The organism is Vibrio sp. B183, from assembly GCF_000740665.1.
Taxonomy (GTDB): Bacteria; Pseudomonadota; Gammaproteobacteria; order Enterobacterales; family Vibrionaceae; genus Vibrio; species Vibrio coralliilyticus.
The window spans coordinates 172,180-187,655 of sequence record NZ_JPQB01000010.1 but is presented as its reverse complement, the minus strand read 5'-3'; the positions used below and the strand labels follow the sequence as shown (position 1 = coordinate 187,655).

General features: G+C 44.1%; 14 protein-coding genes. 5 read left to right on the top strand and 9 right to left on the bottom strand.

The genetic code is table 11. From position 1 onward, the window contains the following. The first annotated feature begins 248 nt into the window (after positions 1-248). From IX95_RS11795 to pstB, 4 genes are all read left to right on the top strand, one after another. A complete protein-coding gene (locus tag IX95_RS11795) occupies positions 249-1,070 on the top strand; it encodes a phosphate ABC transporter substrate-binding protein (RefSeq protein WP_006961588.1) in 822 nt (273 codons plus the stop codon). A 94-nt stretch (positions 1,071-1,164) separates the two neighbouring features. Next, positions 1,165-2,097, top strand: coding sequence for a phosphate ABC transporter permease subunit PstC (pstC, locus tag IX95_RS11790; protein ID WP_021456570.1), 933 nt, complete (start codon positions 1,165-1,167; stop codon positions 2,095-2,097). 21 nt (positions 2,098-2,118) lie between these two features. Further along, complete coding sequence (pstA, locus tag IX95_RS26270) at positions 2,119-2,982, top strand: phosphate ABC transporter permease PstA (RefSeq protein WP_038160167.1); 864 nt, start codon at positions 2,119-2,121, stop codon at positions 2,980-2,982. A gap of 57 nt (positions 2,983-3,039) precedes the next feature. Further along, the gene (gene pstB, locus IX95_RS26265) at positions 3,040-3,789 is read left to right on the top strand and encodes a phosphate ABC transporter ATP-binding protein PstB (protein WP_006961585.1); all 750 of its coding nucleotides are present in this window, start codon (positions 3,040-3,042) and stop codon (positions 3,787-3,789) included. Positions 3,790-3,890: 101 nt separating this feature from the next. Here pstB and IX95_RS11775 read toward each other — a convergent pair whose 3' ends face one another. The 4 genes from IX95_RS11775 to rsgA form a co-directional block, all read right to left on the bottom strand. Continuing rightward, complete coding sequence (locus IX95_RS11775) at positions 3,891-5,021, bottom strand: GGDEF domain-containing protein (RefSeq protein WP_038160164.1); 1,131 nt, start codon at positions 5,019-5,021, stop codon at positions 3,891-3,893. Continuing rightward, positions 5,005-5,487, bottom strand: a complete 483-nt coding sequence (locus tag IX95_RS11770; protein WP_006961583.1) for a molybdopterin-dependent oxidoreductase — start codon at positions 5,485-5,487, stop codon at positions 5,005-5,007. The genes IX95_RS11775 and IX95_RS11770 overlap by 17 nt, the downstream gene beginning before the upstream one ends. A 280-nt stretch (positions 5,488-5,767) precedes the next feature. Then, positions 5,768-6,985: a serine/threonine transporter SstT gene (gene sstT, locus IX95_RS11765; RefSeq protein WP_006961582.1), complete on the bottom strand. Its 1,218-nt coding sequence runs from the start codon at positions 6,983-6,985 to the stop codon at positions 5,768-5,770. Positions 6,986-7,193: 208 nt separating this feature from the next. After that, positions 7,194-8,249 (bottom strand): ribosome small subunit-dependent GTPase A, encoded by a 1,056-nt coding sequence (gene rsgA / locus IX95_RS11760; RefSeq protein WP_038160162.1) that lies wholly within the window; start codon positions 8,247-8,249, stop codon positions 7,194-7,196. Between the two features lie 364 nt (positions 8,250-8,613). Between rsgA and IX95_RS11755 the strand changes: the two genes are divergently transcribed. Beyond that, a complete protein-coding gene (locus IX95_RS11755; RefSeq protein WP_038160160.1) occupies positions 8,614-9,393 on the top strand; it encodes a PilZ domain-containing protein in 780 nt (259 codons plus the stop codon). Positions 9,394-9,450: 57 nt separating this feature from the next. Here IX95_RS11755 and IX95_RS11750 read toward each other — a convergent pair whose 3' ends face one another. From IX95_RS11750 to nagB, 5 genes are all read right to left on the bottom strand, one after another. Beyond that, positions 9,451-10,929 (bottom strand): Lcl domain-containing protein, encoded by a 1,479-nt coding sequence (locus IX95_RS11750; protein WP_038160158.1) that lies wholly within the window; start codon positions 10,927-10,929, stop codon positions 9,451-9,453. A gap of 133 nt (positions 10,930-11,062) precedes the next feature. After that, positions 11,063-11,902 carry an energy-coupling factor transporter transmembrane component T family protein gene (locus IX95_RS11745; RefSeq protein WP_038160156.1) on the bottom strand — a complete coding sequence of 280 codons (840 nt, stop codon included), beginning with the start codon at positions 11,900-11,902 and terminating at the stop codon, positions 11,063-11,065. Then, positions 11,899-13,590: an ABC transporter ATP-binding protein gene (locus tag IX95_RS11740; RefSeq protein WP_038160154.1), complete on the bottom strand. Its 1,692-nt coding sequence runs from the start codon at positions 13,588-13,590 to the stop codon at positions 11,899-11,901. The genes IX95_RS11745 and IX95_RS11740 overlap by 4 nt, the downstream gene beginning before the upstream one ends. A 6-nt stretch (positions 13,591-13,596) precedes the next feature. Beyond that, on the bottom strand, positions 13,597-14,145 hold the full coding sequence (locus IX95_RS11735) for an ECF-type riboflavin transporter substrate-binding protein (protein WP_038160152.1): 549 nt from the start codon (positions 14,143-14,145) through the stop codon (positions 13,597-13,599). A 254-nt stretch (positions 14,146-14,399) separates the two neighbouring features. Continuing rightward, positions 14,400-15,200: a glucosamine-6-phosphate deaminase gene (gene nagB / locus IX95_RS11730; protein WP_038160149.1), complete on the bottom strand. Its 801-nt coding sequence runs from the start codon at positions 15,198-15,200 to the stop codon at positions 14,400-14,402. Positions 15,201-15,476: the final 276 nt, after the last annotated feature.

Genomic DNA, 15,476 nt, shown 5'->3' with positions numbered 1-15,476 from the left:
TAAATACGAAAATCATTTTCTTTTTAAGTCATAGGGTTATTGCTCTATTGTCGTATTCCGATAGTCGAATCTTACAGCTTGTTACACCATTGTTTGACCTGTCAGTAATTCTCCATCAAAAATTCCTAGCAAGTCTCATCTGTCATACAGGCTTCAACGAAGTGAAACACAACTGTCACATTTGAGTCCTAAAGTGAGCACCGTTCAAGTGAAATACAACGGCAATAATGCCAACTAAGGAAATTGTGATGAAAAAGACAGTTATCGGTGCAATCGCACTTCTAGGCGCAATGGCAGTGACTTCAGTTTCTGCTAAAGAAACTATCTCTGCAGTGGGCTCTAGCAGCGTAACTCCACTGATGGAAGTTTTCTCTGAAACATACATGAAGACTAACTCGAACGTATTTATCGAAGTTCAGGGCCCAGGTTCATCTGCTGGTGTTAAAGCAGCGAAAAACGGTTCTGCTGACCTAGGTATGTCTTCTCGTAACCTGAAAGACTCTGAAAAAGAGCCAGCTCTTAAAGAGCTAACTGTTGCACTAGATGGTATAGCAGTAGTTGTTAACCCTAAGAACGACCTAAAAGCACTAACAGCTGAACAAGTAACAGCTATCTACAAAGGTGACATCACTAACTGGAAAGAAGTTGGTGGTGCTGATAAGCCAATCGTAGCAATCACTCGTGACACAGCTTCAGGTACTCGCGGTGCTTTCGAAGACATCATGAAGCTGAAGAAGAAAATCTCTGGTAAAAAAGTATCAGCTATCTCTCAGCGTGCTCAAGTTGCAAACGGTAACGGTGCTCTAAAAACTATGGTTGCATCTAACCCATATGCAATTGGCTACATCTCTCTAGGTACTGTTGATAACTCAGTAAACGCACTACCTATCGATGGTGTTGAAGCTAATGTAGACAACGTGAAGAACGGTTCTTACAAAGTTGCTCGTCCATTCCTTGTTCTTTACAAAGACGGCCAACCTTCTGCTGAAACTCAGAAATTCCTAGACTGGATGGTTTCTACTGAAGCTCAATCTCTAGTAGACAGCAAAGGCTACATCTCAGTTAACTAATTTTTAGTAAGACTACTTAATTGCTCAGCCCACTTTGGGCTGAGCCTTTTCTTGACTTCAAGCGAACATAATTCGTGAGAACGGTAAGAATTTTATGACCATCGCAACAAATAGTGACAAGCTTATGAATACTGAAGCGACTCAAGTTTCTAAGCCTGGTTTACGTGCTCAAAAGCGTGTGGACTGGAAAGAGCGCATTTTCCATGGCTTATTCCTTACCAGTGCTGTAATTGGCATTGTGTCTCTGGCGGTTATCGCCTATTTCATCGTTAAAGAATCTATTCCAGCCTTCCAAGAAGCCGGTGTGACTGGCATCGTGCTTGGTCAGGACTGGTTGCCGCCAGCGCTATACGGTGTTGCAACAATGATTGTTGCTTCTATCGTGTCGACGTTTGGCGCAGTTATTGTTGGCGTGCCAGTGGGTGTTTTAACGGCGATTTTTATTGCCGAAATCGCACCGAAGCGTTTAGCTGACATCATTCGCCCTGCCGTAGAGTTGCTAGCGGGTATTCCATCAGTGGTTTATGGTTTCTTTGGACTGGTAATCATTGTTCCTTTGATTCAGAACGTCTTTGATGTTCCGGCAGGTAACACGATTCTAGCGGGTATCATTGTACTGGGTGTGATGATTCTTCCTACGGTTATTACGGTTTCAGAAACCTCAATTCGCGCGGTACCTCGTACTTACAAAGAGGGCTCTTTAGCTCTTGGCGCATCCAAAATCTTTACCATCTTTAAGTTGCTCGTTCCAGCAGCACGTTCCGGCATTATGACGGGTGTTATTCTCGGTATCGGTCGAGCTCTGGGTGAGACGATGGCAATCATCATGGTAATGGGTAATGCCCCTGCGATGCCACAAGGCATACTAGACTCGGCTCGTACCCTAACCGCTAACATCGCCATTGAAATGTCTTACGCAAGCGGTGTTCACGCCAATGCACTCTACGCAACAGGTGTTGTTCTACTGGTGTTTATCATGATGCTTAACGCAGCATTGCTTTATTTGAATCGCGAGAAAGCGAAGTAAAGCGGGTTAAAGGTGACTATTATGGATCGCGCAAAACTTAAAAAAGCACGCCAGTTTAAAGACAACATCTTTAACGGCTTTATCTGGGCTGCCGCTGCGCTGACGGTTGGCTTTTTGTTCTGGATTATCTGGTACATTTTGTCGAACGGTTTACAGCACGTAGACTGGAACTTCATTACGGACAACTACACTCGTACTGGCGAAGAACACGGTATCTTCCCAATGATTGTAGCGACGATTTACATGGTGATCGCATCGATTGCGGTTGCCGCGCCACTGGGTATCATGACGGCTATCTATCTAACAGAATATGCCAAAGTGGGTAGCCGTTTGGTGAAAGTGATTCGATTCTGTACCGAATCATTGGCGGGTATCCCGTCAATCATCTTCGGTCTATTCGGTATGACTTTCTTCGTGGCAATTCTTGGTCTTGGCTTCTCGATTTTATCGGGTGCGCTAACACTGAGCATTCTGATTCTGCCTGTTATCATCCGTACAACGGAAGAAGCGCTGATGGCAGTACCTCAGACATATCGTGAAGGTTCATATGGCTTAGGCGCTTCAAAAATCTACACTATCTGGCGTTTGATATTGCCTAGTGCAATGCCAGGTATCTTAACCTCGGTCATTCTAAGTATTGGTCGTGTAATTGGTGAATCAGCTCCTGTATTTCTGACAGCGGGCATGGTGGCACGTATTCCTGACTCGCTTCTCGATTCAGGTCGTACGTTGACCGTTCACCTTTATAAGCTGACTACTGAGCTGTTCACTATTGAAGAGTGGAACCAAGCTTATGGTACAGCAACCGTGCTGATTGTCGTTGTTCTCGTTATCAACATGATCACTAAGTTAATTGCAAGTCGCATCAACACAGCAAGCTACTAACAAGCGACATTACTGATTAAGCACTAACACGAATTTTAGATTTAAGAGATTGAGAACATGAACAAATTTGATATTGAAAACCTAGATCTGTTTTACGGCGAAAACCAAGCCCTGAAATCCATTAACCTACCTATTCCTGTACGTCAAGTTACAGCGCTTATCGGCCCTTCAGGCTGTGGTAAGTCTACACTACTTCGTTGCCTTAACCGTATGAATGACCTAATTGAAGGCGTTAAGATTACGGGTAAGCTGGATATGGACGGTACGAACATTTATGGCAACATCGATGTAGCAGACCTGCGTATCAAAGTTGGTATGGTTTTCCAAAAGCCAAACCCATTCCCAATGAGCATTTACGAAAACGTGGCATACGGGTTACGTGCACAGGGCATCAAGGATAAAAAGCACATTGATGACGTAGTCGAGCGTTCTTTGCGTGGTGCTGCACTTTGGGATGAAGTCAAAGATCGTTTGAAATCACACGCATTTGGTCTTTCTGGTGGTCAGCAGCAGCGTTTGTGTATCGCTCGTACAATTGCGATGGAACCTGATGTCATCTTGATGGATGAACCTACGTCTGCCCTTGACCCAATTGCGACGCACAAAATTGAAGAGTTGATGGAAGAGCTTAAGAAAAACTACACAATTGTTATCGTGACTCACTCCATGCAGCAAGCTCGTCGTATCTCAGACCGTACGGCTTTCTTCCTGATGGGAGAGCTGGTGGAGCACGATGACACTCAGGTTATCTTTAGCGAACCAAAAGATGACCGCACTAAGGGATATGTAAATGGTGATTTCGGTTAATCACCCAACCGTTTTACTGGCATTATCACTATAACAATAAGCGATGGTACTTTGCCCCTCTTCGAGAGGGGCCTTTTTATGTCTCGGGGTTGGGACTATTGCTAGTGTCTTTTGAGGCTAAAGACGTTGTCGTCACCGCTTTTGGTAGAGAACTTCTTTTGGTACATACTCTGATCGGCAATGGAAATCAGTTGGTTAAGGCTGGTAGCGTCGTGTGGATAGGTTGCAATTCCTAGACTAGTGGAAAGGTAGACCTTCTGGTTCTGAATAGTAATACTGTCGTCAAAGCAGCGATTGATGGACTGCGACAGTTGTTTGATGGTGGCTTCATCTGATGAGTTGGTGAGAACCGCGAATTCATCACCACCAATCCTGAATACAGATAGATTGTGACGACTCATTAGTTCGACCAAACGCGCAGAGACGATCCTCAACGCGAGGTCGCCTGCTTGATGGCCGTGGGAATCATTGATTTTTTTGAAACCGTTGAGATCGAGCAAAATCAATGAGAATTCAGTATTCTGTTCGATGTAATCAGTCAGTTGCCTCATGAATGCTAAGCGATTCGCAATCCCTGTCAGAGAGTCAGTCAGGGATGCTTGCTTATGAAATAGTGCTTCCTTGTGGATGATATAGCTGACGACACCAACACAGGCAAAAAGTAGCATCATCAGGACGAATTGCGCATGTGTTATTGTCTGAGCTTGCTTCATTTGAGATTGGTATAGCGGACTCTTAATACGAAAGTTCGTATTTACGTAGTTGATCATCGACATGTATTGATATTCGAAGTCTTCTGCGAGGCTGTGAGCCAGTTCTCGATCTTTAGGTAACCGCTCTATTTTGTGCTCCAAGCTCTTAAATTGCTCAAACAAGGTTTTGAAGTAGCTCTTTGCTCCGGGCAATGCAATAAATGTATCGGCTTCGCGGCTGTTTATTAGTAGATCGAAGCGACTCCAAGTGAGTTCGTATTTTAGTATCGTAAGATCTAAAAACTCGTCATCTTTTTCAGCTAATGGAGTGATGGCTCTCAGCTCAGAAAATTCTTTTGTTAGTTGAAACAGAAACCACGTAGCTTGGTTTTGCTGTTCACTGTAAGAGTGGGCTAAGTCTCGAGTAGCAGAAAGAAAGTAAAGATTGGCGACGATCAGTATCGCAGAGAGAAAGATCAGTAATACCTTAGCTCTAGATAGAATCTGGTTAAAACTACGAACTCTAGTTGGATTTCTCATCGATATATCTGTGAATCTTTATCTCGTCAATTTGCCACACCATCTGAGAGTGAAAAGCGGTGTTATCAATCTCAGGGTACTTATCTAAATTAAAGACCAGCCAATAAGGGCCTTTATTTCGCACCTTCATTTTCTCGCCATTCATTTTATAGGCAACTATCGGGTCATACTTGAGGATGTTTTCGATCGTGGTACTGGCTGCATAATCATTAAGAGCAATGAATGAAACCGCGAGCGTGTCTTCAACACCAAGCTGCTTGAGCAGGTCAGAGACTCTAAAGCCCGTGAATTGATTGGCATCTGGGTACCATGGAAGCTGGGTTGTGAAGGTGATTGGGGGGTATTGGGAAACCAGTTGGTCATAAACCAAAGTCTTAGGCTGTTGGTTTTCCATGCGGACGACCAACTCTGCACTGAACAGGGGCGTGCTAAACAGAAGCACAAAGGCGATAACAACACCTCTCATAGAACTTCCTTAAATACGGCAGTTAATTAATAAGCATTATGTCACTAAGTATATGTTCAGATATTAGCCATGGAAATTAATTTACCAACTAAGTCGATTTATCTGGCTTAACCACATGAGCTACAGTGTTTAGTCTTTAGCTTGTGACGAAATATGTAAGGTTGGGAGACACTTCCTGAAAGGCAATTGTTACGACGATTTCTATGGAACACGTGGTGGATAGGGAATAAAAAAAGCCCGGCATGTAGCCGGGCTCTAATATGTGAGTAAACAACGAAGATTAAGCGTTCTGCTTTTGCTTCGCTTTACATACTGCTGCAGTGAACACAACGTCTGTCGAGCTGTTGAGTGCAGTTTCAGCTGAGTCTTGAACTACACCGATGATGAAGCCTACAGCCACAACCTGCATCGCGATTTCATTAGGAATACCAAATAGGCCACAAGCCAATGGGATTAGTAGTAGTGATCCACCTGCAACACCAGAAGCACCACATGCAGAAACAGCAGCAACGATACTCAGAAGTAGGGCGGTCAGAATATCGACTTCAATGCCCATTGTATGAACAGCTGCAAGTGTCAATGTGGTGATCGTGATTGCCGCACCAGCCATATTGATAGTTGCACCTAGCGGGATGGAGACAGAATATGTATCTTCATCAAGCTTTAGTTTCTCACACAGTGCCATGTTAACTGGAATGTTCGCAGCACTTGAACGTGTGAAGAAGGCTGTTACGCCACTTTCACGTAGACATTGGAATACAAGCGGGTAAGGGTTTTCGCCAGTTTTGACCAAAACAATGATAGGGTTTACGACTAGTGCAATAAACAACATTGAGCTTAGCAGTACACCTAGTAGCTGTGCGTAACCTGCCAAAGCATCGAAACCCGTCGTTGCTAGCGTTGAAGACACCAGACCAAAAATACCAAATGGTGCTAAACGGATAATAAAGCGAACGATTTGAGAGACACCGTGGCTCAAGTCTTCAAATACTGCTTTAGTTGTGCCTGATGCATGGTGAAGTGCAAGGCCCAAACCAATCGCCCATGCCAGAATGCCAATGTAGTTAGCATTCATCAGTGCACTCACTGGGTTATCAACGATTTTGAACAGCAGAGTGTTCATAACTTCGCCGATACCTTGAGGTGGGGTGGCACCTTCAGCACCAGAAACCAGTGTCAATGTGGTCGGGAACATGAAGCTAAGTGCGACTGCGGTTAACGCTGCGGTCAGCGTGCCGAAAAGGTACAGAACCACTATTGGACGCATGTAGGTGTGCTGATTTTTCTTCTGATTAGCGATTGATGCAGCAACCAGAATAAAAACAAGAATAGGGGCGACGGCTTTTAATGCGCCGACAAATAAGCTTCCGAGTAAACCAACACTTTGTGCGTATTCTGGAGATACAGTTGCCAAGCCTACACCGAGAACGATACCAGCTAAGATTTGTAATACCAGATTTCCGCGAGCAAAGCGGGCAAAGATAGAGTTGTGTTGCATAGTTATCCCTGCAATGAATTATTTTATAAACTTCTAGTAATTTCAGTTATTGATAACTGAGTGGGACAATACTAGCGTGTTGATATAATGTGTCTAGAATTAATTGATTTTTAGCATGATAAATTATTGGAAATGTTAAAATGTGAATATTGTGTTATTTATGTTGTCAGTATTGTACAAAAAAAGGGGCGTTTAGCCCCTTCTAAATTTACAAACTTTGTTTGCGACTTCGACAGGCAGTTTGAATGTTCCTGTACATCTTAGTCTGCTGTTTATAAGAAGCGCGACGCTCAGCTAAAGTAGCGCTGTTTCTTTGCTGTTCGCGCATCAACTTCAGATAATTATTCAGCCTTCGCTGTTCTAATTGCCCTGTCTCGATTGCATTTATTACCGCACAACCAGGTTCACTGTCGTGTTGGCAGTCAGAGAAGCGACATTTTTCCGCTAACGCTTCGATATCTGAAAAGGTTTCTGCCACGCCATCCGCGCAGTCGAACAATTGCAATTCTCTCATTCCAGGTGTGTCAATTAAGACACCGCCACTTGGCAGGAAGTGCATTGAACGGCCAGTGGTGGTGTGTCGTCCTTTACTGTCACTTTCTCGAATGCCTCCAGTTAACTGAACAGAATCGCCTAGTAAGCCATTGACTAAAGTCGACTTTCCGACACCAGAGGAGCCCATGAAAGCGACAGTGGATCCTGACTTACACCAACTACTTAGCGATGTATATTGCTCTCCATCTAAAGCATTGAGCATTTCTACCATAAGCAAAGGATCGAGTTGTTGTACTTGTTGGCGCTTCTCTTCTGCATCAGTGACTAGGTCAGCTTTTGTTAAAACGATGACAGGCTCGACCTCGGCTTCGTTTGAAGTGGCCAGATAGCGCTCAATACGGCTTAGATTGAAATCATCGTTAAGCGCACAAACGATAAACAAAGTGGACACGTTTGCAGCAATCAGCTGCTCGGCGACTTTGCTGCCAGCAGCTTTACGAGCAAACAAAGATTGGCGGTCCAATAAACGCTCGAAGCCACCTTGCTGGTTTAACAAAAGCCAGTCACCGACAGTCATCATCGGCAGTGATTTATGGATAGCTAAGGTCATTTCACCAGCTTCGCTGAGCAGTTTGTATCCACTTCTGTGGTGCTCTACTACGCGAGCAATGCGGCAGTGTTCAAGTTCTTCAAGTGTCAGTTGTTGTTGAAATAAGTTATTCCAGCCAAGTTGAGGTAAATTCAACGGCTGCTTGGGAATGATATTCATTGTGTACCCCAGACCTGCAGAAGGGTTTCTGCATTAATTTGTCAGCTAGGGTCATTAGACCCCGGTATGATTACACCGGGCAAAGGAAGGGAAGTCTGTAACCTATTGTTACTTATGAGCTCTTCACTAATTCTGCCGGGTGGGTTCTTGCTACAATCATCGTATCCTCCTAAATTTTTCGGTTTGATTTTGTGGTGAGTTTAGCCAAACTCAGCCAGATTATAATCACGATTGTTCTTCTAATCGACTCTTTTTTAAGCGCAATATAAATTGATGTAAATCTAATGTTAACTTTTCTTGCTGATACCGTGTGATTGCTTATAAACTGTATATGTGAGTTGGTTTATATGGACACAGTAGAATAATGACAGAAGCGACGCAAAGCGAGACAGCGGAAGTGATCGAGCTATCTTCCGCTGAAGCTGCCCAGACTAAAGAAGCTCCCAAACCGTCTTCTGATAACATCAAATATGGTGAAGATGCTTTCCGTGATGTTAAGCCGTTGAGTGAAGTTGCATTCCTGATCACCACGCCAACAGGCAAAAACCTTAAAGGCAAAACCAAATATATTGGTCTCCACTCAAACAACCTCATGCTGCTAGAGATGCCAAAGGTTTCCCCCAAAGAAGTGGCCGTATTTTTTCAGCGCGGTTACGCGATCAAAGCCTGTGTCATTTCTGAGGCTGGTGAAGGCGCGAGAATTTACTTTAAGAGTAAGCTGGAATATGTGATTGAGGCGGGAGGTAACAGTCTATTTCTTATTACTTTACCTGCTGCGACTCAGGTTGCTGCTGGGTTGAGAGAAAGTGCTCGATTAGAGTTAGCGTTAGAAGGGGTATTGGCTCCACAATCTCATCACTTTAAGTGTCAGATTCGTGACATCTCGAGTAATGGCTGCTTGATTGTTGTCGATCGCAACCTGACTAATCATAAAGTTGGTGATCTTATCTCATTGAGCATCCAAGTAACGGAAACCGATAAAGTTGCAGAGCCTCAAGTGCTTGAAGCTGTGGTCAGAAACGTGAAAATGACCAGCCGCTATTGTAAATTCGGAGTACAGTTTGAGAAAAGTAGTCTCGAGCCTGTAGCAAGCTTAATTGAAGGGCTCAACTTTTGTCAGATGAGCCAAAAATTTACACTTTAGTAAAGTATTACGAAGAAAGGGAGCGCCTTTGTACCAGGCGCTCCCTTTTATTATGCCTTAGCGTCTTGGGGGAATTTCATCTGGTGTGAGGTAACCGTCGTTATTCCGGTCTAGGCGGCTAAAATCTTTTTTCAACGGCCCTTTTACCTCATTGCGTGAAAGTTTCCCGTCACCATTTCGATCCATTCTTGGCGGTAACCCCCTTGAGCCTGAGACATCTTTTTGTGGGCGGCTACTTTTCATAGAATGGGTATTTGCCCCACTGTTAGTAAAAACTTTAGCCATGCGTTGATGTTGAGGTGGGTTTTGCACAAACTGGACATCACCGCCTGCCACACAGCGCACCATGTTTTCGACACGTACCGCATCTCCCTGAGGTCCATGACCTGTTGGGTACATGTTGCTGCTGCCAGACTTAGGATCACTTCGTTGTGAACCCGCACCATGAACATCTATCCATTGATTGTTCATGTACCCCATTGAACGACCAAAAGCGATATAAGCCGCATTGGCGCCATTGCGCAAATTCTGGTGAGTGGTACTGCTCCAATAGTTGGCGTAGTCTGTTTGTCCTTCTTCATTGCGAATTGTAGTGGTCTCGAACATCGGATCTATAGCTGCAGAATTTGATGTATTAGGAGAGCGAGAATAATCCACAATGGATTGCAGTTCTTTGGCATTTGGTAAGCGCCAATCACTTCGGCCTGCGAGTGATAAGTTCTGACAGTAGCTTAGGGCTTCCGGGAATTTAACATTCTTTCTATTATCGCTTTGTTGCCATAGCAGCCCAGTAGCCGTGTCTTCGATCGTGCCGTTTTTGTTATCTGTGAATTGGTTCTGACCGTACAAAGTATTGCCGCGTACAGCTAGAACATAAAAGGTTTTCTTACCACCTCGTGGATTTTCAATACCATAGCCTTTGATTCGACCATCTATGAAGTTAACGCCAAATACTGTTTCATCGCCACGCATTGTTGTTGAGACATACTTAGTGCTCGATACAAACTGACTGTCAATGAGCCTCTCTCCCGATAGTGTGTCTCCAGAGTTCATTGCAAAGTATTGATCGTTGATGAATGGTATTAACCTAACATCGCCAGTTTGTTTGAGTCCGCTGGGGTCTTGACCATCAAATAAGATCAACGAGTAAAGTTCCTTAATACTAGGTAACCGCCAGTCGTCGTAACCAGCAAGACGTAACTTGTCTACATACTCAATCGCTTCTTGATAACTGAGCTTGTCGTCGGCGTTGATCTTACCGTCGTTGTTGATATCAGTGGTTGACGACCAAACTAGCCCTGTCACCTTATCCGTGACGGTGCCGTCGATGTTGGCTAGGTATGTGGGATGGTTACCAACGTATTGTGCGTCCTGACCGAAAGTGTCGGCAGAAGAGGTGGGGCAGGTCGAAGACGCTTGTTTAATGCCAAAACATTCTGTTTGGCCTGTATCAACAATAGGGTAGGTCAGACTGGCTGAACTAGTCCAAGAGATGCTATAGGCCATCAGGGTGATGACCATGTAATTTATCTTCATGACGTATCCTTGCTCAATGATTTATATGATGAATTTTATCGTCAGATGTGTAAAGGAGAGTAGTGAGCGAGTAAAAGAACGTAAAGAGAGTAGATAATAAAAACCGAGCAGAGTGCTCGGTTTAGAGAGGAATTTAGAATGGATACCAGAACAACTGGGGTTCTAGCGCTCTTTTGACTATGGCTAGAGTTACAATGACGAAGATACCAGTGAGACAGTATCTGTCTGCGCGGGAAAGAGGTTTCTGGCTATACCAATTGCGTCGTTTGTGGCGACCAAATCCGCGCAGTGTCATTGCGTTAGAGATTTCATCTGCTCGCTCCAAGCTAGAGAAGATCAATGGCCCAAGGATGTTGGCGACGTTTTTCATTCGGCTAAATAGCGGCGCAGTTTTGGATATATCCAACCCTCGTGCTTGTTGGGCATGCATAATATTGATGAAATCTTTTTTTACTTCAGGTAGATAGCGTAATGTCAGGCTGACGGCGTATGCAATTTTATAAGGCACGCCAATACGGTTAAGGCTCGCTGCAAACTCAGTTGGGTGAGTAGTGAAGACAAACGCCAGCGCAACCGGGAACATACTAAAGTACTTAAGAGTCACCGTTACCAAATAAAACAGCGTTTCCTGAGTTAATGCATAGTTACCCGGAAGGTTCAGGATAACGGTTGTACTACCCAGCAATTCACTCCCTTGTTGTGGTGCCAATAGGAACATAAAGAGTGCGTTTAGCATCAGAACCCCACCTGTTCCTAGCAATAACGGCTTATAGACCCTAAATGGCACTTTGGTGCTTGCAAGCAACCATAACCCGCCCGCTATCAGAGCTGAAATAAGGCGCAAATCGAATGTGGTGAGTACTACTGTGACCCAAGCGATAAACAACAAAAACTTAGTGATGCCGTTCAACTGATGCAGAGGAGATTGAGTATCCACATAACTGATACCAAACTTCATTTTTGAGGTATTCATGCGACTCGCTGCTCCAGCTTTATGAAATGCTGCATAAACTGGTTTTTGTCTGCAACGTCGAGCCTCACCGCCATATCGTACAAACTGGTTGTCGTCAGGTTAGCTTGGTTGAGCAAGTCAGGTTGAGAAAATACATGGGTCATTGGGGCATCGGCAATCAAACGGCTATCCGCTATTACAATCGAGCGCTGAGTATGCTCTAAGACTAAGTGCATGTCGTGAGAAATTATCACAACGGTGATACCTAGCTCCTTGTTGAGTGTCTGGATAAAGTCGAGCATTGATGTGTAGTTGCGATAATCTTGGCCAGCCGTCGGCTCATCAAGAATGAGCAGCTCCGGTTCAAGAACCAAAATAGAAGCAATAGTAACTCGCTTCTTCTGTCCATAGCTCAGAGCCGAAATCGGCCAATGGCGATATTTGCTTAGCCCGCATAGTTCGAGCACATGAAGTACTTTCTGTTCAATCTCTTTTTCATTCAGACCTTGGTTGAGCAGTCCGAATGCGATTTCATCAAAAATCATATGATGTGAAATCATGTGATTTGGGTTCTGCATGACCACACCAATTTTCTGGCTTCGTTCAAATATGGACAGTGTTGATAAATCTTGGCCGCGCATTTCTATACTGCCGGCATCAGGATCGATGACACCCATGATTAACTTGGTGATGGTTGACTTACCTGAGCCGTTCTTACCAAGAACCGACACAAACTCGCCCTGATGAATATCGAAACTCACACCTTCTAGAGCGTTCTTTTCACCATCGTATGAATAAGTCAAATTATCAATGGAAAGTAAGGGTGTGTTTGGTTGTGCTGATGTTACTGCCAGATCGCATTGCCAATGAGAGAATTGCTTGGCATGTTGCTCAAGATTAATTCCACCTAAAGTGGATGGTTTGTCCTCATCACTGAGTACAACGTTGGCTGCTTTAAGTGCAGACAAATATAAGGGCTCGCGGATTCCGTGTTTTTTCAGAAGTGATGATGCGAGTAGAGCATCTGGCGTCATATCGGCGACGATTTCCCCTTGCTCCATTAAAATGATGCGGTCGACAGGGCGATGGAGAACATCTTCTAGCCTATGTTCGATAATGATGGTAGTTTTGCCGCTCTCTTTATGTAGCTGATCAATGATCTCAATGGTCTTGCGACCTGTCTTAGGATCCAGAGCCGCAAGCGGTTCATCGAACAGTAGTGTGTCGACGTCATCGACGAGAATTCCCGCTAGAGACACACGCTGCTTCTGCCCGCCCGATAAATCATGGGGAGAGCGGGTAAGCATATCTTCAAGTTCTACCATTCGAGCCGTAGATTTAACGACCGGATACATGTCGATGTTCGATACCAACTGGTTCTCAAGCGCGAAAGCAATGTCTTCACCGACACTGAGGCCAACAAACTGGCTGTCGGTATCTTGAAGGACGGTGCCTATCTGCTCAGTAAACTGATGAAGCTCCCATTGCGAAGCGTCTTGACCATTTAAGGTCAAAGAACCGGATATCTCGCCGGAAATGGAACGGGGGATAAGCCCGTTAAGACATTGGCCCAGTGTTGATTTCCCACTACCACTCGGGCCAATAATGACGATTTTCTCTCCTTTCTCTATCCTTAGATTGATATGTTTTAGCGTCGGTCTATCCAGTGACTCGTATTTAAAAGAGAAATCAGAAAATTCGATGGTCATTGCCGATTAAGCCTCTGTCAGGTTACGGCTTTGTTTGTTTCGTTTAGCAACAGACTTAAGAATGAAATAGCCTACCACTGCAATCAGGACAGTGTTACCCGCAGCAATAATGGTCAACTGAGTAAAGACTTTCGTGAAAGGTTCAGCGTAGAGCACTGTATCGAGAAACGCGGAGCATCCGTAGCCAATAATGTTACCGATGAGCGCGAGAATGACGAACAAAGAGAAATCTTTATGGCTGAACTCGCCCTTTGAGATTCGATTTCCGGTTAGGCGAGGGAAGAAGCCAATCACCATACCTACAATGCCAGAGCCCAATACCCAAGTCAGCCATACACCCCAGCCAGCAAATAGGTCTGTAACCCAATGGCCAATGAATCCAACTAAGAAACCAACCAGAGGCCCGAACAGAACTGAAAATAGTGCCAGAACTGCCATCGCTGGCTTCAGCGTGGTGTTAGCGAATACCGGAATGCCAAACATTGGTAATCCACCGATACCATACAGTGCGGCGCCAATTGCAATTACAACCACAGTTTTAGCTGAAAGATTCATAGTATAGCCCTTTTGCTCTAAATCTTTAAAGAACAGTCACAAGCAATCAGGTTGGTTAACTTTTGTTCGCTTGTGATTTTAAGGCGCAGATTATACCTGTTGGGGATAAGCTTGGAAAGCTAACTGTCTAGATGGCTAACCGGTATGTTCAAGAAACCACCTCTAAGGTTTCTATAGGTTAGAAAATAAAAATCCGATGCTTTATGCATCGGATTTATTATCTTTTACCGGCTTACTTAAGCTTGTTTGATGAATCAGAAACCCTTGATGTTTTCTGCTTCAAGCTCTGTGAAGTATTTCACTGTCTTCACCTTCAATTCTTGTGTCGAAGGCTCATCACACACAATGACAGATTTAGGGTGTAGCTGAAGCGCAGAGACTGTCCATAGGTGATTGACGCTGCCTTCTACGGCGGCTTCTAATGCCAGTGCTTTATTATGGCCAGTAACCAAAATCATAATTTCTTCTGCGTCTAACAGAGTACCTACACCGATAGTCAGAGCGTATTTAGGAACTTGATTTATATCACCGTCAAAGAAGCGTGAGTTTGCAATACGGGTGTCTTCTGTCAATGTCTTAATACGGGTGCGAGAAGACAATGAAGACGCAGGCTCATTGAACGCAATATGACCATCATTACCAACACCACCCATAAACAGGTTGATGCGCCCATAAGACTTAATTTTATCTTCATAGCGCTGACACTCGACTTCGTGATTGGCCGCATTACCGTCTAGCAGGTTAATGTTCTCTTCCTGAATATCAATATGATTGAAGAAGTTACTGTACATGAAAGAGCGATACGACTCAGGGTGATCAGCTGGAATGCCAATGTACTCATCCATGTTAAACGTTACAACGTGTTTAAAGCTTACTTCACCAGCTTGGTGCAGTTCGATAAGCGCTTTATACGTAGCAAGCGGTGTACCGCCGGTTGGTAAACCTAGTACAAACGGACGATCAGCACTTGGCTCAAAGTTGTTAATGCGTTTAGCAATGTGCGCCGCAGCCCATTTACCTACCTGTGCAGCTTTATTTAACGGGATTAGTCTCATTGGTTGCCCCTAGTATTGGAATTATGATGCTCTGAAACATTAATTTGCATTATAAAATAAGTTTATTGGGACGGCTATTGTTTTTGGTCAATTTTTCACGTTTCTTTTCATTTAGGGGAGTCTTTAGCTGTCTTTTCCCAAAAAGAACCTATCACTGACAATATAAATTTATTTCGAAAATTAAGCGTGTAAATGTTTGCTCCTGTGACATGTTTTGTATTTTATTCATCAACCAATCATTGGAGTGAGGTACAATTAGAGAAAGATGGTATAAAT